Origin of the sequence: Hyperthermus butylicus DSM 5456, assembly GCF_000015145.1 — an archaeon.
GTDB classification, from domain to species: Archaea; Thermoproteota; Thermoprotei_A; order Sulfolobales; family Pyrodictiaceae; genus Hyperthermus; species Hyperthermus butylicus.
Genome location: NC_008818.1, coordinates 1,425,985 through 1,448,460, shown reverse-complemented (window position 1 = coordinate 1,448,460; position 22,476 = coordinate 1,425,985). Strand labels below are relative to the sequence as shown.

At 56.0% G+C, this 22,476-nt stretch carries 21 protein-coding genes; 16 read left to right on the top strand and 5 right to left on the bottom strand.

Translation table 11 applies throughout. The features are described 5' to 3' along the window. Positions 1 to 52: 52 nt before the first annotated feature. On the bottom strand, positions 53 to 1,126 hold the full coding sequence (locus HBUT_RS07530; RefSeq protein ID WP_011822583.1) for a glycoside hydrolase family 130 protein: 1,074 nt from the start codon (positions 1,124 to 1,126) through the stop codon (positions 53 to 55). A gap of 92 nt (positions 1,127 to 1,218) precedes the next feature. Between HBUT_RS07530 and HBUT_RS07525 the strand changes: the two genes are divergently transcribed. From HBUT_RS07525 to HBUT_RS07505, 5 genes are all read left to right on the top strand, one after another. Continuing rightward, the gene (locus tag HBUT_RS07525; RefSeq protein WP_228546810.1) at positions 1,219 to 2,079 is read left to right on the top strand and encodes a cation transporter; all 861 of its coding nucleotides are present in this window, start codon (positions 1,219 to 1,221) and stop codon (positions 2,077 to 2,079) included. Positions 2,080 to 2,233: 154 nt separating this feature from the next. Further along, positions 2,234 to 3,271, top strand: coding sequence for an ABC transporter ATP-binding protein (locus HBUT_RS07520; protein WP_011822581.1), 1,038 nt, complete (start codon positions 2,234 to 2,236; stop codon positions 3,269 to 3,271). Positions 3,272 to 3,290: 19 nt separating this feature from the next. Beyond that, positions 3,291 to 4,103, top strand: a complete 813-nt coding sequence (locus HBUT_RS07515) for an ABC transporter permease (RefSeq protein WP_011822580.1) — start codon at positions 3,291 to 3,293, stop codon at positions 4,101 to 4,103. Next, on the top strand, positions 4,090 to 4,908 hold the full coding sequence (locus tag HBUT_RS07510; RefSeq protein ID WP_011822579.1) for an ABC transporter permease: 819 nt from the start codon (positions 4,090 to 4,092) through the stop codon (positions 4,906 to 4,908). Before HBUT_RS07515 ends, HBUT_RS07510 begins: the two co-directional genes overlap by 14 nt. Positions 4,909 to 4,925: 17 nt before the next feature. Beyond that, positions 4,926 to 5,627 (top strand): queuosine precursor transporter, encoded by a 702-nt coding sequence (locus HBUT_RS07505; protein WP_011822578.1) that lies wholly within the window; start codon positions 4,926 to 4,928, stop codon positions 5,625 to 5,627. On the opposite strand, the gene coaBC is transcribed toward HBUT_RS07505, so the two are convergent. Next, positions 5,580 to 6,854: a bifunctional phosphopantothenoylcysteine decarboxylase/phosphopantothenate--cysteine ligase CoaBC gene (gene coaBC, locus HBUT_RS07500; protein WP_048061561.1), complete on the bottom strand. Its 1,275-nt coding sequence runs from the start codon at positions 6,852 to 6,854 to the stop codon at positions 5,580 to 5,582. The genes HBUT_RS07505 and coaBC overlap by 48 nt on opposite strands. Positions 6,855 to 7,354: 500 nt before the next feature. On the opposite strand from coaBC, the gene HBUT_RS07495 reads away from it, so the two are divergent. Further along, positions 7,355 to 7,789 (top strand): hypothetical protein, encoded by a 435-nt coding sequence (locus HBUT_RS07495; RefSeq protein WP_011822576.1) that lies wholly within the window; start codon positions 7,355 to 7,357, stop codon positions 7,787 to 7,789. A gap of 62 nt (positions 7,790 to 7,851) precedes the next feature. On the opposite strand, the gene HBUT_RS07490 is transcribed toward HBUT_RS07495, so the two are convergent. Further along, positions 7,852 to 8,613, bottom strand: coding sequence for an ATP/GTP-binding protein (locus HBUT_RS07490; protein ID WP_011822575.1), 762 nt, complete (start codon positions 8,611 to 8,613; stop codon positions 7,852 to 7,854). A 111-nt stretch (positions 8,614 to 8,724) separates the two neighbouring features. Between HBUT_RS07490 and HBUT_RS07485 the strand changes: the two genes are divergently transcribed. After that, complete coding sequence (locus HBUT_RS07485) at positions 8,725 to 9,762, top strand: MraY family glycosyltransferase (RefSeq protein WP_011822574.1); 1,038 nt, start codon at positions 8,725 to 8,727, stop codon at positions 9,760 to 9,762. Here the strand turns inward: HBUT_RS07485 and HBUT_RS07480 are convergent. Continuing rightward, positions 9,759 to 9,986 (bottom strand): hypothetical protein, encoded by a 228-nt coding sequence (locus HBUT_RS07480; RefSeq protein WP_048061560.1) that lies wholly within the window; start codon positions 9,984 to 9,986, stop codon positions 9,759 to 9,761. The two genes, HBUT_RS07485 and HBUT_RS07480, sit on opposite strands and share 4 nt — an antisense overlap. Before the next feature lie 91 nt (positions 9,987 to 10,077). Here HBUT_RS07480 and HBUT_RS07475 point away from each other — a divergent pair, with 91 nt between their 5' ends. From HBUT_RS07475 to HBUT_RS07465, 3 genes are read left to right on the top strand one after another with little or no spacing between them, the layout of a single operon-like run. Next, entirely contained in the window at positions 10,078 to 11,076 is a 999-nt protein-coding gene (locus HBUT_RS07475; RefSeq protein ID WP_228546738.1) for an NAD(P)H-dependent amine dehydrogenase family protein, read from the top strand. A 30-nt stretch (positions 11,077 to 11,106) separates the two neighbouring features. Continuing rightward, positions 11,107 to 12,492, top strand: a complete 1,386-nt coding sequence (locus tag HBUT_RS07470) for an aspartate aminotransferase family protein (protein WP_011822572.1) — start codon at positions 11,107 to 11,109, stop codon at positions 12,490 to 12,492. A 36-nt stretch (positions 12,493 to 12,528) separates the two neighbouring features. Further along, positions 12,529 to 12,852 (top strand): transcriptional regulator, encoded by a 324-nt coding sequence (locus tag HBUT_RS07465; protein ID WP_011822571.1) that lies wholly within the window; start codon positions 12,529 to 12,531, stop codon positions 12,850 to 12,852. Here the strand turns inward: HBUT_RS07465 and HBUT_RS07460 are convergent. Continuing rightward, a complete protein-coding gene (locus tag HBUT_RS07460) occupies positions 12,834 to 13,691 on the bottom strand; it encodes a pantoate kinase (RefSeq protein WP_153801422.1) in 858 nt (285 codons plus the stop codon). The genes HBUT_RS07465 and HBUT_RS07460 overlap by 19 nt on opposite strands. A gap of 497 nt (positions 13,692 to 14,188) precedes the next feature. On the opposite strand from HBUT_RS07460, the gene HBUT_RS07455 reads away from it, so the two are divergent. From HBUT_RS07455 to HBUT_RS07430, 6 genes are all read left to right on the top strand, one after another. After that, complete coding sequence (locus tag HBUT_RS07455; RefSeq protein ID WP_011822569.1) at positions 14,189 to 14,902, top strand: B3/B4 domain-containing protein; 714 nt, start codon at positions 14,189 to 14,191, stop codon at positions 14,900 to 14,902. Between the two features lie 248 nt (positions 14,903 to 15,150). Beyond that, positions 15,151 to 16,287 carry a hypothetical protein gene (locus HBUT_RS07450; RefSeq protein WP_011822568.1) on the top strand — a complete coding sequence of 379 codons (1,137 nt, stop codon included), beginning with the start codon at positions 15,151 to 15,153 and terminating at the stop codon, positions 16,285 to 16,287. A 52-nt stretch (positions 16,288 to 16,339) separates the two neighbouring features. After that, positions 16,340 to 19,309 carry an isoleucine--tRNA ligase gene (gene ileS, locus HBUT_RS07445; RefSeq protein ID WP_011822567.1) on the top strand — a complete coding sequence of 990 codons (2,970 nt, stop codon included), beginning with the start codon at positions 16,340 to 16,342 and terminating at the stop codon, positions 19,307 to 19,309. A 357-nt stretch (positions 19,310 to 19,666) separates the two neighbouring features. Then, entirely contained in the window at positions 19,667 to 20,131 is a 465-nt protein-coding gene (locus HBUT_RS07440; protein ID WP_011822566.1) for an NUDIX hydrolase, read from the top strand. Between the two features lie 100 nt (positions 20,132 to 20,231). Beyond that, positions 20,232 to 20,933, top strand: a complete 702-nt coding sequence (locus HBUT_RS07435; protein WP_011822565.1) for a nucleotidyltransferase family protein — start codon at positions 20,232 to 20,234, stop codon at positions 20,931 to 20,933. Positions 20,934 to 21,188: 255 nt separating this feature from the next. Further along, a complete protein-coding gene (locus HBUT_RS07430; RefSeq protein WP_011822564.1) occupies positions 21,189 to 22,256 on the top strand; it encodes a hypothetical protein in 1,068 nt (355 codons plus the stop codon). Positions 22,257 to 22,476 lie beyond the last annotated feature (220 nt).

The following is a 22,476-nucleotide window of genomic DNA, read 5'->3' as shown; positions in this document are numbered from 1 at the left end:
CCGATGCGTAGTCCCTGTGCACAAATGACTTTATTGTTTCGAGTTTCCGGGGCTACTCGAGCATATCTATGAGTTCGTTGATGTTGAGGGAGCCTATTCCGACTACGTAGTCTCCTGCGCCATAGGTTAGCAGTACGGTGTCGCGGTCTACTCTCCAGGCGCCGCAGGGGAATATGGTGTAGGGCCTGTCGCCGTACACCTCGTATATCTCCCTGGGCTCCATGATGTATGTTGGGGTCACGGATTCCACTGTGATGCCCCTTTTCCGGCTGTAGCGTAGCTTAACCGCGAAGACGCGGTAAACGCCAATTTCACGGTCGACGCCATGTGCTAGGGCTATCACGGTGTCTCCTGCCACATCGACTGGCGGTGTTGCCCAGCCAATCTTTGTCTCAAAGGGTGCCTGCGGTAGAACCCAAACAGTATCCCTAACCTCGATCTCGCAGATACCGCTACTGCACGTATGCGGGAGCTCTTCAACCTTACTCACTGCGAGGTAGAACCTATTGTCGTCCATGTGCGGCCTGTGGAATAGCAGGAGGTCGCCGCCGACCCTCACGAGGAAGGCGTTCTTATCGCTTATAAGATGCCTTCGGAGCCCCGGGGGTAGCACGAATACCGCCTTTTTCGTCCAGCCATTCTCCTCCATTACTGCTGCGACGGGGAGGGTGCGCTCCCTCTCCGCGCCTTGCCTGAAGTAGTTGACTGTTCTACCTGTATAAACCATGTATAGTTTTTCGTCGAGCCTGAATACTCTCGGGTCCTCGGTGCCCCATACATCGTAGCGTGTTGACGGGTAAACAACTATGGCCGCAGCGTAGTTGCGCCAACCCACACTACCATCATTGATGTCCTCGAGGGGTATGTTTATCTCAGCTATAGCTGAGATGTAGAGGTAATAGCCCATTATTATTCTCGCGTATATCCTTGCGTTGTCCTCCTCGACGCTTAGCGCGGCATTGAATACCGCTAGTGGGCGCGCCACGGGATAGTTCGTAATCGTTATCCTCTCCGGCGGTATGACGCCCAGCCGGCGAACAATATCCCTGGTCTCCGGGCGCCTAGCTGAGGCAGCCTCAGCTGCACCCTCAGCAAGGGGGAAGAAGCTGTTACTCCCACTAGCCACGGCTTATCAATCCTGCTGTGCTGCTAGTGCGGCTGGCAGCCTATAACCCCTAAGCTGGCCACCTACCAGGCGGCTTGGAGGCTTAAGCATTGGTGCGCCGGTACCGTCTCCACGTCGCGGTAGCAGGTGCGGTAGCTGGAGCCATAGTTAAGATAGCTGGCGTAGCCTATGGTAGCCGTGCACTACTAGTAGATGCTGCAACGTGTATAGCAAACCTTGTCGCGTTGGCAGGGGTTCTAGCCTACTACTGGGCTTCGAAGAAGCCTCCAGACGTTGACCACCCCTACGGGCACGTGCGCCTAAAGTATGGGGGCACATTGTTCAGCCTGCTAGCCTACATGTACGTAGCTGGCTTCTCAACACTAGCCCTCCTAGACAGCATCTCGGGCTACGAGGTGGAGATAGGTAGCCCCCTTGCTGCAGCCATCGGAGGCCTACTCTATGCACTAGCTATCGTAGCTGCCCGCGGCATAGACCCCGTGTTGAGGGTCTACGCGGGCTTCACTGCTAGCGAGGTCTTCGAGAGTATTGTATCGGCTATTAGCAGCTTTCTAGGCCACAGCGTGAGCTACCTCCTAGACCTCGCGGGGGGCTTCATCATACTAGCCTACATATACCACGAAGCGAGGGAGGCCTACAGCCTACTCATAGACATGATATCTGACCGGGCGGCACCAGAGACCGTGTACCAGGTCGTGGAGAGGGAGGCGCGGCTGCGGGGCCTCCGGCCAGTATCCATCAAGATACGTAGGCTCGACGAGGGACGCTACGAGGGCGACATAGTTGTAGTGCCAATAGATGAGAGGATGACCCCCGACATAGCAGACCTCCTAGCAGATGAGCTTCGCGACACCCTTGCAGTCAAGGGTATAGAACTGACGATACACGTTGGCATAGCGGAGGCTCGCTCAGCTGCGACGAGTAAAAGAGGAGGCCCCGAGAATAGAGCCTAGTGGCCACCGCGCCGGCGACAGCCCCCGATGGCTGGGGCGCATCGTGTTGGATGAGCCGGCGGGTCCCACCCCGAGGCCCCATTCCGAGCCCACTCATAGACCCTCCATTTAATTAGGGCCCGCTACGGGATGTTGGCGCCCGGATGTCGCAGTCATGCCTTCGGGCTACGCCATCATCGCTAATGGGTTGGTGAAGCGCTACACCACCTGGGAGAGGAGGGGCTTCCTCAAACGGGTAAAGAGGGTGGTCGAGGCTCTCCGCGGTGTAAGCTTTACAGTGCGCTGGGGCGAGGTCTTTGGCCTCCTAGGCCCGAACGGTGCAGGTAAAACAACGACTGTGAAGATTATTTCTACGCTACTTCTACCCGACAAGGGTACTGCATCGGTTGCCGGCTACGACGTCGTCTCAGAGCCTGTAAGGGTTAGGGAGCGGATAGGCGTTGTGCTGAGCGTTGAGAGGGGGTTCTTCTGGAAGCTAACCGGCAGGGAAAACCTACGCTACTTCGGCATGCTGCGGGGACTCAGGGGGAGGCAGCTCGACGAGGCTGTTGAGAGGGCTGTAAGGCTCGTGGGGCTAGACGAACTAGGCGCCGTGAACAAGCTCTATGAGGAGTACTCGCTCGGGATGAAGGCGCGCCTAGCACTTGCAAGAGCATTACTCCACGATCCTCCAGTACTAATCCTCGATGAGCCCACGCTGGGCCTGGACCCTCCATCCGCCCGGAGGATTCGCGAGCTGCTCATAAGGCTGGCCCGCGAAAACGGGAAGGCGGTACTCATAACGACGCACAACATGTTTGAAGCCGAGATAGTCTGCGACCGCGTTGCAATAATATCCGAGGGACGCATAGCTGCAATAGGCTCGCCCGACGAGCTAAAGGGTATGGTTGCGAAGAGCGTAACCGTCACAGTGAGGTTTAGGGCTCATCGTGCTGCGGCAACCTCCCTAACTGGGCTCGAAGAGGGGATCGCTAAAGCGTTGGGAACCAGGAACCTACGTGTAGAAGAGGAGGAGGGATCAAACAATCTTCGTCTACGCGTACTGGTTAAGCCTGGCGAGGAAGAAGAAACTATCTCGAGGGTAGTGGCAGTCCTCTCAGGGCTGGGTTATAGTGTTAGGAGTATAGAGGTTGGCAAGCCGACACTCGAGGACGTGTTCATAGCTCTAACGAGGCGCGGCGAGCAGGCCTAGGAGGGGGAGGCTGAGGGGCTTGCCTGTAAGCTTCCTCCAGTTGGTCCGCGCCGAGTTCTACGCGTATACGAGATGGCTCAAGAATAGTCGTGCAATGCTCGCTACATTCCTGCTCTGGCCCTACCTAATGATGCTCGTCATGCTGGGTCTAGGCTATCTCTTTGGCGATCCACGCATATACGCGTTGAGGATGGGTGTGAAGAACCCAGTATTCTTCCTGTTATCGGCTAGCGTTATTGCGATGTCGACTGTCGCCATAATAGACGATGTGGCGGGCTATACGCTGTACAACAGGTGGAACGGAACCCTAACATACATCGCGCTTGCCCCAGCCAGGCTTCCCAAGCAGCTCCTGGCTGCCGGCATACCGGCAGCAATACTCAGCCCGGCCGTAATGGCTGCAGCAGCGATGCCGGCAGCCATAGTCTTCGAGGGGCTCCGCGGCTTGGGCATAGTCGCCGCTATCTACTTCCTCATGCTGGCTGGCATGATACCCTTGGTTGGCTTCTCTGTTCTCGTTGCAAGCCTCCTCCTCATAGTCAAGGAGGAGAGCAACGTGATTAGCAGTATTTCGCCATTCCTCCTCCTCGTATCCGGTGTATTCTACCCCGTTGCAGTGCTGCCGGAACTCCTCCAAGAGGTGTCACGCGTAGTCCCGGTACGCTATGTTGTGGAGGCTGCACGTTCACTAGCAGCGCTGGGCACCTTTGAGGGAAGAGCGCTTATGGCGGCGCTCTACATGCTTGCCGTCCTAGGCGTCGTGTACAATGCCGCATCCGCCCCCATAGTTGCGAGGGTTGAAGCTTGGGTGAAGAAGAGTGGGTTCGACTAGTCTCCCCCATAAGCTCGTTGCCATAGTTTATCTTCATGCATTGCGTACCTGGAGGTACAAGTATGGCTTCATAAATGCAGCTCTAACCATGTTTCTCTGGGTTGCAATATACGTTCTCGGTGTCATAATATTCATGCCCAACGAGAAGCTTGGAGAAATGATGCCACACATCTTCTGGGGTATAGTAGCCTGGAACATTATGACGTTCACGGTGCTCTATACCGCAGGCTGGACAATATGGTTTGTCGTGAATGTCGGACTTGTAGAGGAACTCATGCTCCACAATACTAGCATAGCACTATTCCTCTCGGGGCGCCTCATCACTGTTGCAGGACAAACAGCGATTATGCTGCCATTGCTCTACATGCTCGTACGCCACATCGCGGGACAGAAGCCCTCGCTCGTAAAGCACCCCTTGCTGCTGGTATACGGACTAGCTACAATGGCTATAATGGCGCTGAGCTATGGCCTGCTCTTGGCCGCGCTAGGCCTTAGACTAAACATCCCAGGTACACTACTTGACGTAACAGACTTCCTCCTCTTCCTCATCGGGGGTATTGCTGCTCCCGTAGCTATGCTCCCCGAGCCGATAAGGTGGATAGCAATAGCTACCCCATACTCTCATGCAGTAGAAATAATACGTTATGGTGCAACAGGCCTAGAACCATACCTTGGGCTTAGAACAGAGCTCATTCTCTCGGCACTCATTGCGGCCGCCATGTTTGCTGCGGCTTATGCTGTCCATAGATGGGTAGAGGAGAGCTACATAAGGCGTCACGGGGTGAAGGGTGTAGGCAGAATGTAGAAGCAGGGCGATGAGGCATGGAGGTCCAGGAGTGGAAGCAAATGGTCCCCCTACGCTCGATACTCGTGCTGCTAGCGATTTTCGTTACAGCAGTGATTGTTGCCAACTTTACGGCTGGCGTAAAGCTGGTAACTTTGTGGGGCTTCGTGCTCCCAGCAGGCTTCCTAGCGTATGCAGTTACGTTCCCGATAACCGACATGGTAAGCGAGGTCTATGGAAAGAGGATTGCACAGATGTTTGTTGCTGCAGGCCTCGTAGCTGCAGTAGCATCGTTACTGCTCATCCTCGCTGCTTACTATATGCCGCCTCTAATGCCGGATATGCAGGATCTCTATAGTAAGGCGTTCATGCCGGCTCTCCGGGTTACAGTGGCGGGCCTAGTTGCCTACATTATCTCCCAGAGCCACGACGTGTGGGCCTTCCATGTATGGAAGAGGGTTACCAGGGGTAAGTGGCTCTGGCTCCGCAATAATGCTAGCACAATTGTTAGCCAGCTAATAGACACGGTCACCTTCATAACACTAGCATTCTATGGTGTTGTGCCAAACGATGTATTATTGAAGCTGATACTCGGTCAGTGGATGTGGAAGGTCTTAGTAGCAGTGCTTGATACGCCATTCGTCTACCTCGGCGTATACATCCTACGCAGATCACTACCAGCAGCCGCAAAACTAGCGGGGCCTAGCACCGCTCCTAGCAAGCCTAGCAACAATGTCTAGAAGGCGCCGTGCCACAAGCCTCTTATGCATATGTGGTATCTCTAGTTTTTCGCCCCTCCAGGTAAGCACTATCACGTGGTTGGTCTCTGAGGCGAACCCTGCTCCCGGCTCCAGCACGTTATTGGCGGCAACAGCGTCAAGCATGTACTCCTCAAGCTTCTCTCTAGCCTTCTTGACTAGCTCCTCGAGGCTTGACGTGGTTTCTGCTGCAAAGCCCACATGTACTACTCCTGGTGCAGCCTCTACAGCCCTAGCAACTATCTTCGGCGTGGGCTTGAGCCTTAGTGTTAACTCTCCCTTCCTGCTTGGGATCTTCACCCTGCTAGTCTCCACGGGCTGGTAGTCGCTAACAGCTGCAGCATATATAGCCACGTCAACACTACCGACGCGTGCTAGGACAGACTCCATCATCTCTTCGGCAGTTTCAACACCTACTACCTCTTCGAGATAGTTCCTCCACCCCTCCGGGACATAGACAGACAGGGGGCCATGTACGAGTTTTACCCTTGCACCGCGGAAAGCCGCTTCAAGCGCTATAGAGACGCCCATGAGGCCCGTGGAGGGGTTCGTGATGACTCTTACAGGATCTATGTGCTCCCTTGTAGGCCCAGCAGTAACTAGGAACCTTAGCCCCTCAAGGTCGCGGCCACGGGAGATAATCGCTTCAGCCCACCATGCTATGAGCTCGACTGGTGGATACTTTGCCCGCTCCTCCTCAACAATCGGTCGAAGCACGTGAAAGCCCTGCTTCTCGAGCTCGTCGGCAAGCTTGGATGCACGCTTCCACATACCGCCATGCATAGCAGGCACTATGAGCACGGGCTTCCCGAGACCGGCAGCTTCCTGTGCAAGAGCCGAGACGGGCTTCGATGCTCTAAACCCTGCAATCTCGGCTATGATGTCCAGTGTTGCCGGGGCAATGAGTACAGCATCGCACACCTTTGCAAGGGTAACATGCTCCACGAGGCCGGTGAGCCTGGATACGACGGGCTCGCCGGTAGCCCACTCGAAGACAGCGGGGGAGACCATCTCGGCAGCAGCTGGAGTCATCACAACCCGGACACGAGCACCCATCCTCATAAGCAGTCTTGCAAGGTCGATGCTGCGGTACAGCGCGACACTACCAGTAACGCCGAGGGCTATACAGCGGCCGGAAAGGTCGCCCCCATACTCGCCTACGATCTCCCTGCTAGGATGATAACCCCATAACCATTCGCCAGCCTCCACGCCTGGAGCACCCACTCATAAAGACAAGCCATATCCAGCCCCTATAGCCTCCCCCACAGAAGATAACACGTAGCAGTCGCAGCAAGTACCCACCACGCACATATAGAACCACATACGAACCGAGGCATTCACACCGACCTCCAGATCCACACGCCCCAATGCCTCCGCTGTAAGACACTACGTCTGCAACTAGTATCCCCTAGTACTAGGCTGCATACAGCTATGCATGAACTCATACTAGTGGCATGTATGGGAGTAAGGAAAACCATATCAGCATGGACAGGCACAATACCGTCTAAGTCAAGGCATTACAGCCAAGGCATAAGGTTTTGAACAAATAATTATCGCGTAACAGAGATATTACATCATTTTTGAGGAAATCGGCATAATGCATACATACGCAGTACATAACACTTTTTTGGTTGGCGGTTCTACTATAGCATTAACCAATTAGTGTAATAAGAACGCCTAGATGCCTAGGCTCGGCTGGGGTGGCGATAGTGGAGACATTGAGGGCATTACATCCATTAGCAGCGGTTATCATAATTGTTGCAGTTACGGTTGTAATAGCTATAGCTGCTATTGGCTGGGTGACCGGCGTATTCTCGGCTGCAATATACAGCTCAAACCAGCAACTCTACATATATGACGCCGTTGCATACAGGGACTCATGTATACTAAATGCGACGCTCAGGGTTGAAGGCAGACCAGTGAAGGTGTTACACGTCTACGTTGAGTTCTATGGCGAAGTTAAGAACTACACCATATACGGTGCTGGACCCGATAACATCCTCCAACCCGGCAGGGAGTACAGGTTGGTGGCCTACATGCCTGGCTGCGACCTGCCCTACACGGCAACGGCTAAGGTAAAGGTAGTGGCTGATAATGGTGTAATATACATGGGTGTCTATAGAGTAGTACTTGGCAGCTCGTAAGCTTGGCTGGGGGCGGGGAGGGAAGAGGACCTGGGCTTCAGCTTCCTGGAGTCAATCGGAGCCTAGCTTAGGTCTCCGCAGCTACAGCCCATCTCGAGTATGAGGCGGTGCAGCTCCTCCATGCCCTCACCTTTGAGTGCTGAGACCCTGGGTACTTCAACCCTCTTATTGTATGTCAGCAGGACCTTCATTATATCGCGCAGCATGTCTGTGTATAATGTATGGCTCTCCTTCAGCATGCGGCTTAGCCTAGCGTAATCCCTCCATATGTCGCCCCTGAACTCGATGTTGGGAGCCAGATCAGCCTTGTTTATGACGGGGGCTGTTTCTAGGTTTAGGCGTAGCTGTACAGCTGTAGACATCACCAGCAGGAAGGCGTAGTCAGCTGGATCCTTGATGACCGAGGCGTCAAGTATGAATATCGCGTAGCTCTGCTCGCTAATCTTCTTCAATCCCTCGCCGAGCCTCCACGCCAGGTCGCGGAAGAGGAAAACCTCCATCTGCCCGGGGGTGTCAACCAGCACGTAGTCTGTATCTGTGGATGCTATCTTCGAGAGTATCGCTTCGAGGTTTTCGGCTATAAACTCCATAGACTTTACGAGTGCGCCATTGGGGCCTAATCCGTACTTTCTAGCGATCTCGCGTGCATCAACTATGGTTCTCACGTCGAAGTCGGGCTCGTAGGGAGTCCTATCCACAGCTGGGTCAAGGTTCACGGTGTATACCGGGATGCCGCCCTCGCGTAGCCACTTCGAGTATGCTGCTACGAGCGTAGACTTGCCCGAGCCTGCTGGCCCAACAAATACAACTATGACCTTCCCCATACTGGGCCCCCAATACTTTGCAGGAGGTGTGGAAAATGGTTTATAGAGGCTGGCCCCTCCTCCGCCCCGCTGGCTAGTCCATGGCGGGTTCTGGCCTGGAGGGCTCGACTCTTGGCCATAAGCCATGGAGGCCTAGTGTTTACGGTTATCTCGTCGGCCATTGCTGGCCTGCTTGTCCTCATCATTGAGCCTCGCTGGATACGTCTGGCTTTGGAGAGGGGGCTTGCAGGGAGGGACATGAACAAGCCTGATAGGAGGCTGGTGGCTGAGGCTGGCGGCGTCTGGGTAGTCATAGCTGCTGCCTTCGGGCTCCTGGTGCTCGAGGCACTCTACATCTACCTCGCTGGCACCCAGTACCATATCGTGGAGTACTTTGCGCTCATTACGTTACTCCTCCTAGCGAGTATCATCGGTATGCTTGACGATTTTCTCGGCTGGAAGAAGGGGCTCCCAAGGAGCTACCGTGTAGCCTTTACAGTGCCGATATCGTTGCCCCTAGTTGCGGTTAAGGCTGGAACAACCACGATATCCCTCCCCCTCATCGGCACCCTAGACCTGGGCCTACTCTATCCACTCGTAGCTGTGCCCATCGGTGTTGTTGGCGCTGCTAACGGGTTCAACATGATTGCCGGGTTTAACGGGCTAGAGGCTGGCATGGGGCTCCTACTAATGCTCTTCACGGCAGCATACGCGTACATGAAGGGCCTGGTATTCATTGCCCAGGCCGCCCTGGTTATGGCTGCTGTGCTTCTAGCATTTCTCCGGTACAACTGGTACCCGGCCCGGGTGTTTCCGGGGAACACGTTGACATACGGTGTGGGAGCATACTTTGCAACGCTCGTAGTCCTCGGCAACATGGAGAAGTTCGGCTTAATCCTCTTTATCCCGTACTTCATCAAGGCCTACATGTACTTTAGGGCTGTAAGGATCCTCGGGACGAAGGATCTGGAGGCTTTCGGTGTGCCAGGGCCGAATGGCTGCCTCAAAACACCGCACAGGATAGTCTACAGCTGGGGTCAGCTAGCCATAAAGATCATCGGCAGGCTCCGCGGCTGCGCCCGCGAGCCATGGGTTGTGGCTCTCGTACTCTCAGTGGAAGCAGCAATAGGCTTTGCAGCTCTGGCGGCTGCAGCAGCAGGGCTCCTCTAACCAGAGTGGTAGGCCAGTATTTCACGAGCGTTGGGGCCGCATCCTCTAGACCGTAAGCTCCTGCCGCCTCCAGGCCCGTCGCTGAAAACCTCCAACGCGTAGAGCACCAGCATTGTCTCGTAGCCTCTCCGCGCCTGGAGGGTCTGCTGAAGCTTTTGCAGCGAGACCCCAGCAACCCCGTCGACAAACCCAGGCGTAGCAGCCTTCCAGCCTCTGGGCACCATACTTCAGGGTACAACCCTGCAGCGGGTTGTCGGGGATGGTTTTACAGCATTTTTCACCTGGTACCCCCTACCTATATTGTGGAGGGACTCTGTGTTGCGTCTCGGCTTCTACGGTTTCGGCTCCATAGGCATGCTTACCGCTAGGCTCGCCATTGAGCGTGGCTACGAGGTTGTAGCCGCCGTTGATATTGCTCCTGAGCTTGTTGGCCGTGATGTGGGTGAGGTTCTCAGGCTCGGCGAGAAGCTTGGAGTGAGAATTTCTAGGGATCCTTCCGTTCTCTCTGCCGCGGATGTTGTTATCCATGCTACGGGCTCCTACCTGGACAAGGTGTATCCTCAGATAGCTAATGTAATTCGAATGGGCCGAGATGTTGTCTCGACATGTGAAACCCTCGCCTACCCCTACTACCTGTACCCGACGCTAGCCCGCAGCCTTGACAGACTGGCAAGGCTCTACGGCGTAGCAGTGCTCGGTACTGGCATCAACCCGGGCTTCCTCCTGGACACCCTCGCAGTAGTTCTTGCAGCCCCGTTCCACCTTGTGGAGAGGATCGTTGCTAGGAGGAGTGTAGACGCCGCCAAGAGGAGGAAGCCCTTCCAGCGGAAGATAGGTGTAGGCGAGGATCCCAAGGTTGTAGAGGAGAAGCTGAAGAGGGGCGATATAACCGGGCATGTAGGCTATGCCGAGTCCGTGCTACTCATAGCTGATGCTGCAGGCCTACACCTCGAGAGGATCGTCGAGGGCCAGGAGGTCGTGCCGGCTGAAAGGGACGTAGAGTCAGCCGGTGTTAGGGTTCCAAGGGGAATGAACCTCGGCATTAAGGGCTATGGCGCCGGCTATGCAGCGGGAAGGGAGGTTATTAGGGTGGAATTCCACGCCTACGTGGGAGCGGAGGAGTACGAGGAGATAATCGTCGAGGGCAGGGGCTACTCGGTGAGGTGGAGGAGCACAGGCACACCAGGCGATATAGGGACGGCCTCGGTACTCCTAAACATAGCCGAGGTCCTCCCCGAGTACGGGCCAGGCCTACTCACGATGGCGGACCTGGTACCCTTCAAGCCAAAGTTTGCTGTGCAGGTGCGCCGTTAGACCTCTCTGCGCGGGCTTGGTGAGTGCTCTATGGTGCAGCTTGAGGAGAAGCTGGAAGAATGGTGGGCAAGACTGGCATCAGAATATGAGAAGCGGACGCCCCGCTCGAGAGAACTATTTGAGAGGGCTAGGAGGGTCCTACCCGGGGGTACAACGTACCACATAAGGTTCTTCAAGCCATACCCAGTCTTCATCGAGCATGGTCTAGGCCCAAGGGTTTGGGATGTAGACGGCAACGAATACACTGACTACTGGATGGGGCATGGAGCCCTCATACTAGGCCATTGCCCGGACCTCCTCGAGGAGGCTGTACGCAAGGCTCTTAAGGCTAGCAGTCACCTAGGCTACGAGAACCCCTACGCGCTGGAGTACGCCGAGCTTCTAGTCCAGGTACTCCCGGGTGTCGAGCAGGTACGCTTTACGAATAGTGGCACCGAGGCGAACATGTACGCGGTGAGGCTCGCCAGGGCCTACACTGGGCGCAAGTACATAATAAAGCTCGAAGGCGCATGGCACGGTGGCTACGACGCGCTACACGTAGGCGTAACCCCTCCCTACGAGGGGCCGGAGTCCCTGGGTCTACCAGAGGAGAGCATCAAGTACACCCTAGTAGCGCCATTCAACGATGCCGGGGCTGTGGAAAGGCTGGTGAAACGCTACGAGGTAGCCGCAATATGGGTTGAACCGGTGCTCGGTGCTGGCGGTGGAATAGAGCCGGAGCCTGGCTACTTACGGGAGCTCCGGAGGATAGCTGACGAAGCCGGAGCACTTCTCGTATTCGACGAGGTTATCACGGGGTTCCGCCTAGCCCTCGGAGGCGCCCAGGAATACTACAACGTTAAGGCAGACATAGTTGTGCTAGGCAAAATTGTTGGCGGCGGTATGCCAGGTGCGGGTGCGATAGCCTCGCGAGCCGAGGTTATGGAGCTGCTGGATCAGCTTAAGAGGCCAAAGGGCCGGGAGAGGAGCTTCCACGGGGGCACCTTCACCGGCAACCCGGTAACGATCCTCACAGGCTACCACACCGTGAAGCATCTTGCTGATAACCGCGGCGTCTACGCCGAGTTCAACAGTCTATGGGATAGTGTGAGGAGGAGGATCCAGGAGGAGTGTGAGTCCAGGGACAACATCTGCTGGGCAACCGGCACCGGAAGCATAGTTGGGATACACTTCACCCGCAAGAGGCCGCGCACGGCGAGGGAAGCCCTGGAGGAGAGGTGGAGTAACAAGGTATACGAGGTAATGCACATGTACATGAGGCTCAACGGTATACTTTACATGACCGAGCACATGGCACACTTGCTGCCATCAATGGCTCATAGCCGCCGGGATGCTGACAGGTTTATAGAAGTGTTCGCGAGCTTCCTAGACGAGATCTACAGACTAGTTAAAAAGGGAGCACTCTCCACATTTTAAGCTGTAGAATCTGACGCCGCTGGGAATGATTAGGCCTTGGTTGAGGAGGGCACTGTAAGGGAGCGAATCATAAAGATCTTGATGGAGGCTCGTCGCCCTCTCACGGCGCGCGAGATAGCCATGACTCTGGGTCTCGATCCCGCAAGCAGTGAGGCGGAGATATACGAGCACCTGCGCCACATAGTTAAGACGCTACGGCGCCGCCACGGTCGTAGGTCGGTTCTCTACATGATACCGCCGCAGTGCCGGGACTGCGGCTACGTGTTCGCAGAGCTCACGGAGCCCTACAAGCCCAGCAAGTGCCCCCGCTGCAAGAGCCAGCGCATTGACCCACCGAGATTCTACATAAAGGAGGAGTAGCAAGGCTCGACGCTAAGCGGCGACCCGGCAGGCCTGTGGCGGCGGAGCCGGAGCCCACGCTTCGCTGCTAGGGCCTCCAGCTCCTCCCGGGCCTCCCCTGCAGCATCATCCTCTGGTACTACGATTGCTACTCTCTTCTTCACATACCAGCCCCTAACTAGGCCCCTCGAAACGAGCCGGTCAAGCTTCTCCCTCAGCCAGTCCGGCGCAAAGCCGGCCTCCACGCTAAACTCCCTAGCCTCTCTCAGGAAGGTATCAAGGTTCGGATTCTCAGCTATCCTCTGCCACCGGGGCGCAGCAAGAGCTACGAGCTTCTCCCCGAGGGCGCGGTGCATCTCGGTGGTTGCCATCCTGCCCAGCTCGAGGCTATAGATGGTCTTCGCGTTGACGGGGAAGCTCTCTACACGTGCGAGCCCTGGCGCGCCCGGCGCGAGGCGCAGCTCGAGTCCACGGCCATAAACCATTGCCACTACATCGCCTAGCCCTGTGCCAGCCAGGACCTCAGCCTCATGTGCGACCGCTGCGGAGGCCTCCACGCTCCATCCCCGCCTAGAGCCCTCCCCAATAGCAATAGCTAGGGCGATAGCGGCACTCACAGCATACCCGACAGCCAGGGGGGCAGGAGACTCGAGCGAGACGTCGACGTTGAGACCGCCTAGAAGCTCCACAACGTGTTTGACGATGCTAGTAGAGGCGGATACCAGCTCGCCACAAGCCCTTACACGGAGCCCACACTCTCCCCCAGGACACTCGTAGACCTCAGCCACGGCGGGAGGCTCAAGCAGAAGCCCCGCGCCGAGGCTCCCCGTCTCCCGGGGCGATCCTCTCCACACTGGCACCCACAAACCGGTTACATGGAGCGGTATACGTATGCGGTAGAGGCAGCGCGCCCCAGAAGCCAGGACACATACACCCGAACCAACACGGAAAGGTGGCAGCAAATAAACCCGGAACCAAGCAGCACCCCTCGATGAGGCCCCGGGCCACGCCTGCTAAGCAGCACAGCAGTATAGCTCATTGTACTCCTCAGGGGTAGCCCTCGTAGAGCACACACAGACTAGGATCCACCGTGGCCGCCTTGGTCTCGCGTACGAGCTGAGCCGGAACCAGGAGGCCCAAGTGGAGAGACCTTCATGCTTGCATTATAGCACCTCCCTCAGCCGCGTTATTAGGGGGTTCTAGCTGGTGCCTACATCTTCCACCCTAACCGTGCATGTCTTGGCTTAACTGGTAGCCGCCATTCCAGGTATGGCGATCCATGTAGGTACTGGGGGTGTGCAGTTGGAGGATAAACCCCGGAGGAGGTACACGTCTCCGGCCCTGGGGGTGGCCTGGGGTGTGCGTTGTTGACTGTAGCGGGCTTTGCAGGGAGCTAGCTGGCCTCCTCGTTGTTGAGGATGATGCGGCTGGTCTCGGGATACGCGTTGCCTATAGCCTCTCCTGGGGCAGGCCTGTGAGGGAGCTGGATCCAGGGAGGCTTGTGGCTGAGGAAGAAAAGTTGCTTGCAGAGCTTAGGGAGAGGTATCGCGTCGAGGAGCTGCCCAGGGATCCACTAGTGAGGACTTACCGTGACTTCTACTGGAGGATAGGGATAGACCCGACGAAGACTAGGCCTAGCAGCGAGGCTCTCGTACGGCGAGCGTTGAGGGGCAAATGGCCGCGGATAAACCCGGTAGTGGATGCCGGTAACATAGCCTCCGCTAGGATGATGGTTCCTGTGGGCTTGTACGATGCTGCAAAGTTCAAGCCACCGCTCCGGATAACATTGGCGCGTGGCGGCGAGGAGTTCCACCCGATAGGCGGCAAGCCGGAGAAGCTGGAGCAGGGAACGCCGATCTTAGTAGATGGTGATGGAAGGGTGATGCATGTCTATCCGCACAGGGACTCTGTGGAAACAATGGTTGCCCAGGACACAACATGCATACTAATAGTTGCGGCGGGTGTGCCTGGTGTCCAGAGGGAGCAGCTAGTGGAGACTGTGAAGGAAGTGCAGAGGCTGGTAGGTCTCCTCGGCTGGTCATCATGCAGCCGAGTGGAGGCCAAGCCTTAACGAGGCGCCTGGGTCTGTGATGACAGTGCTGTTGCGCTTCAATACTTGGCGCCTTGTTTTGGGAGATGAAACTCTTGCATATTAGGGGCTATGTGTTGTATGCTATGCTGTAGATGCAACGGATTCGTAACGTTGAGACAATATCTTTTAAAACGAGACAATATCTTTTAAAACGTAAAAACTATTAGTATGGAATTGAGTGGTATATGCTTAATATAGATGTTCCGTAGCATGATAGGTGCCAGAGATTGGCTCGGTTCTACGAAGCGGCATGTAGAACTCTTGAAAGGCTCTGCCCGAGACCCCGGCCTCTGCCACTGCTAGAGGCTGGTCTCAGCCTGGAAAACATTGCACAAATTGACCCGCTGCTTTTGGCTGAGATAGCTGGTATCGATGTTGAAGAGGCTAGTACCACCATTGAGAGGCTTAGGAAGCTCCTAGAGCAACGCTCCCAGGGTAGATGCCGTTTCTGTAACGGCAAGGCGTCACGAGCTGTAGAGCTGTGGACGTTTGAACGTAGCAACAATAGGAAGGCCCTCGCCATACTGGAGGATATCGTGACTGCATGCGAAAAATGTCGCCGTGCACTATATCCGGAGCATGTAATCCTAAGGGGAGGACGCGATCTACGCTGGCTCACTAAATGGGTTGCAAAGGTTAACCGCGTAAAGAAGGATATTGCTGAGGAACTTGTTACAGACATTGTTGAGGAGTGGAGCCATACTGGCATCATTAGGGAGTGGAGTGTTGACGTATCCAAGCTTTCGAACCTAGGCGTCCCAGCAGAACCCATAGCAAGGCTGGCAAACATGCTCGCCTCCGGCATAGTCATGATACGTAGGGATGCATTTGTGGTACCAAACCCGTCATGTGCAAACTATGAGGCCTATGCCCTTGAAAGCCTTGAAGCACTCTGTACCGAGGCGATAACATCCTCTAAGATTGTCCTTAAAGCCTCAGAGTTCGGCTTGCACCCCAATGGAGCAGCAATACGAGACACCATAATAGCCCTCATGGAGTTTGGTGCTTGCAAGTCCAAGACGAGGAGACCCTCACTCATCGAAGGTGCATGGGTCGTAGTAGTGCCTGCAAAGGAGAGAGCCAAGCTGATAGCAATGCTCCTAGAAACCATGCGGAGCGAAATGTACTGGTTTACGCGGCTCGAAACACCTGTAAAACACGTTGACCCTGCACCCATGCACTTCTATACGCCGAGCTTCGCGGACATAGAAACTGTTGTAGGGGCAGCCAAGAGCATAGAGAAGCTCTTATCGAGTCTCGGTGGAGCCTCGTACATAGAGCTACGCTACTACCCAAAACTGCCTAGCAACAATGAGCTGTCCAGAGTGCACATATACTCGTACAAGCTGCGAAATAGAGGATAATACTTATAAGGACTCCGTCTAGGGACACATTCCACGGTGATGACCATTATCCATGGAGAGGCCAAGCCTCAAATCCTCGTATAACCCCGTCAAGGTTGAAGAATGGGTCCTCAAGTTCTGGGATGAGAACAAGATATATGAGAAGGCCAAGAAGAAGTCCTGGGAGGAAGGCAAGGGCCCCGTCTTCGCCTTTCTGGAGGGTCCGCCAACAACCAACGGGTTTATGCACGTTGGCCACGCGCGTGGCAGAACACTGAAGGACGTCAAGCTCCGCTACATGAGGATGAGGGGTTACCGCGTCTGGGACCAGGCTGGCTGGGATACCCAGGGACTACCTGTAGAGCTCGAGGTTGAGAAGAAGCTCGGCCTAAAATCAAAGAGGGATATAGAGAAGCTGGGCGTCGAGCGGTTCGTTGAGGAATGCCGCAAACTCGTAGACTACTATATGGAGCACTGGGTACGGGCTAGCAAGAGGCTAGGCCTGTGGCTAGACTACGAGCACGCCTACGAGACGAGACACCCCCGGTACATAGAGCAGGTGTGGAGCTTCATCAAGAAAGCCCATGAGAAGGGCCTACTCTACGAGGGCCGCCGCGTAGTACCCAGATGCCCCCGCTGCGGCACAGCACTGAGCAGCCACGAGGTAGCCCAGGGCTACGAGCTCGTCGAAGACCCGAGCGTCTACTTCAAGCTCCCCCTTCTCGATGAGCCCAACACATACCTGGTAGCATGGACCACTACACCCTGGACGATAATAGCTAACGAGATGGCTGCAGTCCATCCCGACGAGACCTACGTAGTCGTAGAGGTTGGCGGCGAGAAGTGGATACTGGCGGAGAAGAGGCTCGAGGCATTCGCCAAGGAGGTGGGACTGAAGGATTATCGCGTCATGGGGAGGCTCAGGGGTAGGGAGCTGGAGGGCCGCCGGTACCGTCACCCCTTGGCCGAGGAGGTCCCCTACCACCAGGGCCACGACCACGAGCCCTACCACACAGTATACACAGCTGACTGGGTCACGATGGAGGAGGGTACTGGCGTAGTACACGCAGCCCCCGCCCACGGCCCAGAAGACTTCGAGATGGCACAGAAGCACGGTGTTGACGTCTATACGCCGCTCCGCGAGGACGGCTACTTCGGCGAGGATGCTGGCGCCTTCAAGGGGCTCTGGTTCGAGGAGGCTAGCAAGCACGTGGTGGAGGTGCTGAAGCGCAAGGGGCTGCTGGTATACGCTGGCAAGTACCCGCACGAGTACCCATTCTGCTGGAGGTGCGGCACCAGGCTCTTCTACTACGCCTCCAGGCAGTGGTTCATAAGGATAACGGACGAGCTGCGAAGGAAGATGGCCGCTGAGGTCTACTCGATGAGGTGGGCGCCGAGCTGGGCAGCAAAGAGGATGGGCGACTGGGTTGAGAACGCTCGCGACTGGTGTATAAGCAGGGAGAGGTACTGGGGCACACCCCTGCCGGTATGGCGGTGCACCAGCTGCAACCACATAGTCGTCGTGGGCAGCCTTGAAGAGCTGAAACAGCTCGCAACCGACCCCAACAGCGTGCCCAGCGACCCCCACAGACCCTACATAGACCGGGTGGAACTACGCTGCCCCAAGTGCGGCGGCGTGATGAAGAGGGAGCCCTTCGTTGTTGACGTCTGGATGGATAGTGGCGTAGCCCACACAGCCTCCCTGGCACAGTATGGGTGGCTCAAGCTCTGGGACACCCTCTACCCATACCAGTGGATAACCGAGGCGGCAGACCAGACCCGTGGCTGGTTCTACACCCTACTGGTAACCGGCGTAGTATGGCACGAGAGGAAGCCCTACCGCGAGGTACTCCTCCAGGGCCACGTGCTCGACAAGTACGGCAAGAAGATGAGCAAGAGCAAGGGCAACGTGATATGGGCCCTGGAGTGGATGGAGAAGAACGGTACAGACCCAATGAGGATCTTCCTCCTAAGCAGGGCGCCATGGGATAGCATAAACTTCGACCCCGACGAGGTTAGGAGGTACCAGGGCTACCTCAACATACTATGGAACACCGTGAAGTTCGCGGACACGTACATGGAGCTGGACAAGTGGAAGCCGAAGAACCCAGCGGAAGCCAGGCTCGCCGTGGAGGACCGCTGGATACTCTACAGGCTTTGGCAGGCCCTGGAGAAGGCTAGCGAGGCAATAGAGAGCGACAATATGCACCAGGCCGTCCAGGCGCTCGTAGACCTCGTGGTGGAGCAGGTGAGCCACCGCTACATCCCACTGATAAGGCCGAGGGTCTGGGAGGAAGAGATGACAGAAAGCAAGGACGCCGCCTACGCGACACTATACTATGTGCTGAGGGCAGTGCTCGCCGCAATGGCGCCCATAGCGCCGTTCGTCACGGAGTACCTATACCAGGCCTTCGTGAGGAAATACGAGCCCGACGCGCCGGAGAGCATACATCTCAACCAGTGGCCCACAGTACCCCAGGAGCTGCTAGACGAGAAGGCCTACAAGGCGGTGGAAGAGGCGTTCGCCGCGGCGGAGAAGATACTGGCAGAACGTAGCGAGAAGCGGCTAAAGAGACGCTGGCCCCTAAGGAGGGCAGTCATACTCGTCAAGAACGAGGATCTACGTGACGCCCTCAGGGAGGCGGCAAGTGTACTAGCAAGATTCGCCAATATAAAGACGGTGGAGCTAGCAGAGGCTGAGCCCGACTGGGCACAGTCAGCGCTAAAGATCGACACCGAAAGCATGCTCGTCTATGTGGACATGGAGCTGGACGAGGAGACACTACTGGAGGGCCTAGCGAGAGAGGTTATACGCCGCGCCCAGGTGCTAAGGAAGGAACTCGACCTCCCCGTAGACCACGTCGTGGAGGAGTTAATGGTGTATGCTACCGGCAAGGTGTTAGAGGCCGTGAAGAGGTTTGAGGATCTAATAAGGAGCGAGGTAAGAGCGAAGAAGATAACACTGCTGGGAACACCGCCAGATAAGGCGAAGAAGTGGAGCATAGAGGATATGGGTGAGCTACACCTAGCCCTAACCCCCTAACCCGAGTCCACCCCTATCCACGTTTTGGCAATCCACGGCAAGCCAGTATTCTCCGCGTTATCTCGGAGTGATGCGTGTAAAGACAAGAACTCTACCAGCGTAGATGATGGTTGTGTGTTGAACCGAACCTGCAAGGACTATAAGGATATGTGTCCAGCAGATCTCTCCACGTTGATGCCTAAGGCCAGGTTTTGCAAGGGATTCTCTGGGGTTAAGGGCTTAGGGGTAGTCGTTATGAGCGCGTAGCTGGCGGGGGTTGCTCCCGGGCTGCCCCGCCGTGTTCTTATTATAGCGGGGGATTCTTCGGGTTTGGTAGAAGGTTTCTACCCATCATGCCGGGTGGGGGGTTAGGGGTTCGTGACTCCTATCGTTGGGCTTGTGCTTGGTGTTGGCGCTATAGTTGTACGCCGCGGTAGCGCTGGACTAGAGGTTCTCCTGGTTAGGCGTAAGTATGACCCGTTTCGGGGCTATTGGAGCTTTCCCGGCGGCCATGTTGAGCCTGGTGAGCCATTGCTAGAGGCTGCTGCTCGTGAACTCCTTGAGGAGACGGGTATCCGGGCTAGGCCTCTGGGCGTGATACACATCCACGAGCTGGTAGCCGAGGGGCCTGATGGGAGACGGCACCACTACGTGATAATAGACGTTGTCTTCGAGTATGAGGGTGGAGAGCCCAGGGCCTCCAGTGATGCCGAGGATGCTGCGTTTGTCCCACTGGTGGAGGCGCTAAAGCTAAGGTTGACACCTGGAGCTAGGCTAGTACTGCAGAAGCTGCCAGAGATGCTCCAACGGGGCTGCACTATAGAGCCGACACGCACAGAGTAGGGGAGAGGCCGTTGCATAGCAGCCAATAGGGCCGCCTCTTTCCGGGCTTGGGTCTATATAGGTGGGCCTATAATCTCCCTATTCTGCTGGTGTGGTGGCTGTGGCTAAAGCTGTCATATTAGCTGGTGGGCTTGGTAAGAGGCTGCGTCCGCTTACGAGCAACAGGCCCAAGCCCCTTGTAGAGGTTGCAGGGAAGCCTATCATCGAGTGGCAGATTGAATGGCTCAAGCGACACGGGTTCCACGAGTTTGTAGTGCTTGCTGGCTATCGGTGGGATCGGCTAGTAAAACACCTTGGCAGTGGACAGAAGCTGGGCGTAAGGATAGCCTACGTGGTGGAGGATGAGCCCCTGGGAACCGGTGGAGCGATAAAGAACGCGGAGCACCTCCTCCGCGGCGAGGACTACTTCGTGGTAATAAACGGCGACATCATAACAGACCTGCCCGTATCAAAGCTCGTTGAGGCGCTCCAGGCCGAGCCGAGAGCTGTAGCAGCGATAGCACTGGTACCCCTACGCAGCCCCTATGGCGTGGTAGAGGTAAACGAGGAAGGCTGGGTTACAGTGTTCCGCGAGAAGCCCGTGCTCAACTACTGGATAAACGCCGGCGTCTACGCTATGAGACCCGTGGTGCTTGACTACCTTCCCGAGAAGGGTGACATAGAGACCACAGCCCTCCCAAGACTCGCCAGCGAGAAGAGGCTACTAGGCGTAAAATTCCGCGACATATACTGGAGAAGCATAGACACTGTGAAAGACCTGGAGGAGGTTAGCAAGCAGCTAGCCGAGAAAACAACACTATAACCCACGCTACGCAGCAGATAATGGGATCCAGCGTATCCGTCTGAGGATTGGATAGGAAAAGGCGGGGAGTCCCTCTCCCTAGGGTTTAGTGGTCCTTGTTTGTTTAGGGCATTGGTACTGGTATCGGTCTGGGACCTAGGGATGGGATCTTTGGAGCGCGATATGTTCGAGGCACCGGCTCCTCACCAGGTATATAGGGGCTCTGCTAGTACAATTTCTACTCTGCCTCACGCTTGTAGAAAACTTTTAACAGATTTGCAATCTGCGAAACAGTACCCGCTCCTCGACATGCTCGCTAACGCGCTTACCTGCTACGAGCCCCGGCTGCAGTGGAGGGAGATTACAAGCTACATAGGCTACACTAGCCGTGGCATGTACTCTAAGCTTATGAAGCTGCTTAGGAGCTGTATCTACGACTACGTATCTCTCCGGCCAGGGCTCCTCGCATCCCACATGCGTAGCATTAGCATCCTCGGTCTAACCAGCATCGTGGCACTAGCAGATACATCGTTCCTCAACAAGCTCCACAATAACCTTGACAGCTTCGACCCGGTCTACAGGCTTGTAGGATCGGTTGTAGCCTTCGCCGACGGCACTGTGCTTGTCACCTTCCGGTCTCCGCGCCGTCTCACCAACGAGTTCCTAGCAATGCTCGAGAAGGTTAAGGGGCTCGAGATACTCGGCCGCTACGAGACGGTACTTGTCAAGTCACTGGACTGCATCGAGAACCCGGAGGCTGAGGTTAGGCGACAGCTCTCAATAAGGTGTGAGCCTACAGCCAGGTGTTTCAGGTTTATAGATGCCTTGATAACCTCGGCGATAGACCTCAACCCGTTGTTGACCCTGCGCGATGTCTCGACAAAAGTGCTGTCCATAGCTAGGTTCGGGGATGAAGACTTGTTTGGGGGTAGGAGGCTCAGCTTCCGCTACGTCTTACGGCACTACCGCTCCCTAGCAGAAACCGGTGTTTTCGGCAGAGTTTGGATACAGCCGGTGAGGGTGCACCGTACAGTAGCATTCCGCGTTGCAGCTGGCGCGGTGATGGAGGTGTACCGGTTCCTGGCAGCCTACCGGGCGACTGGATACATGCTCTACAGTCCGGAGCATGGCGACGCAATAGTGGTTTCAGCGCTGCTGCCCGAAGAGGTGTTCTACGAGCTAGTAGCACGGTTTGCAGACGACATAGAGTTGTTTAACCACACCGTGTACCAGGCGTCATTTCCGCTACCATTCGAGTTTATAGACCCGCGGACGGGAGACTGGACTCTAGACTATAACAAGGAGGTGCTCGAGTATACGAGGAGGCTGAGGATATTCTCCTAATAAACTTCCTCCTACCGCGGTCCCTCAACCTGCGGAACGACTTTTCGGCTACACGGTACAAGTGGGGCATGTACGTGTGGAGTAGGTCGAACTGCTCCTCGCAGCTAAGCTCGGAGAATTCTACTCCATACTCAGCTCTGGCTATGCCAGAGAGTATTGAGTATGCGCCGGGGGCGACACGCCGGAGCCAGGCTGCTAGGCACATACCAGGTACTACCTA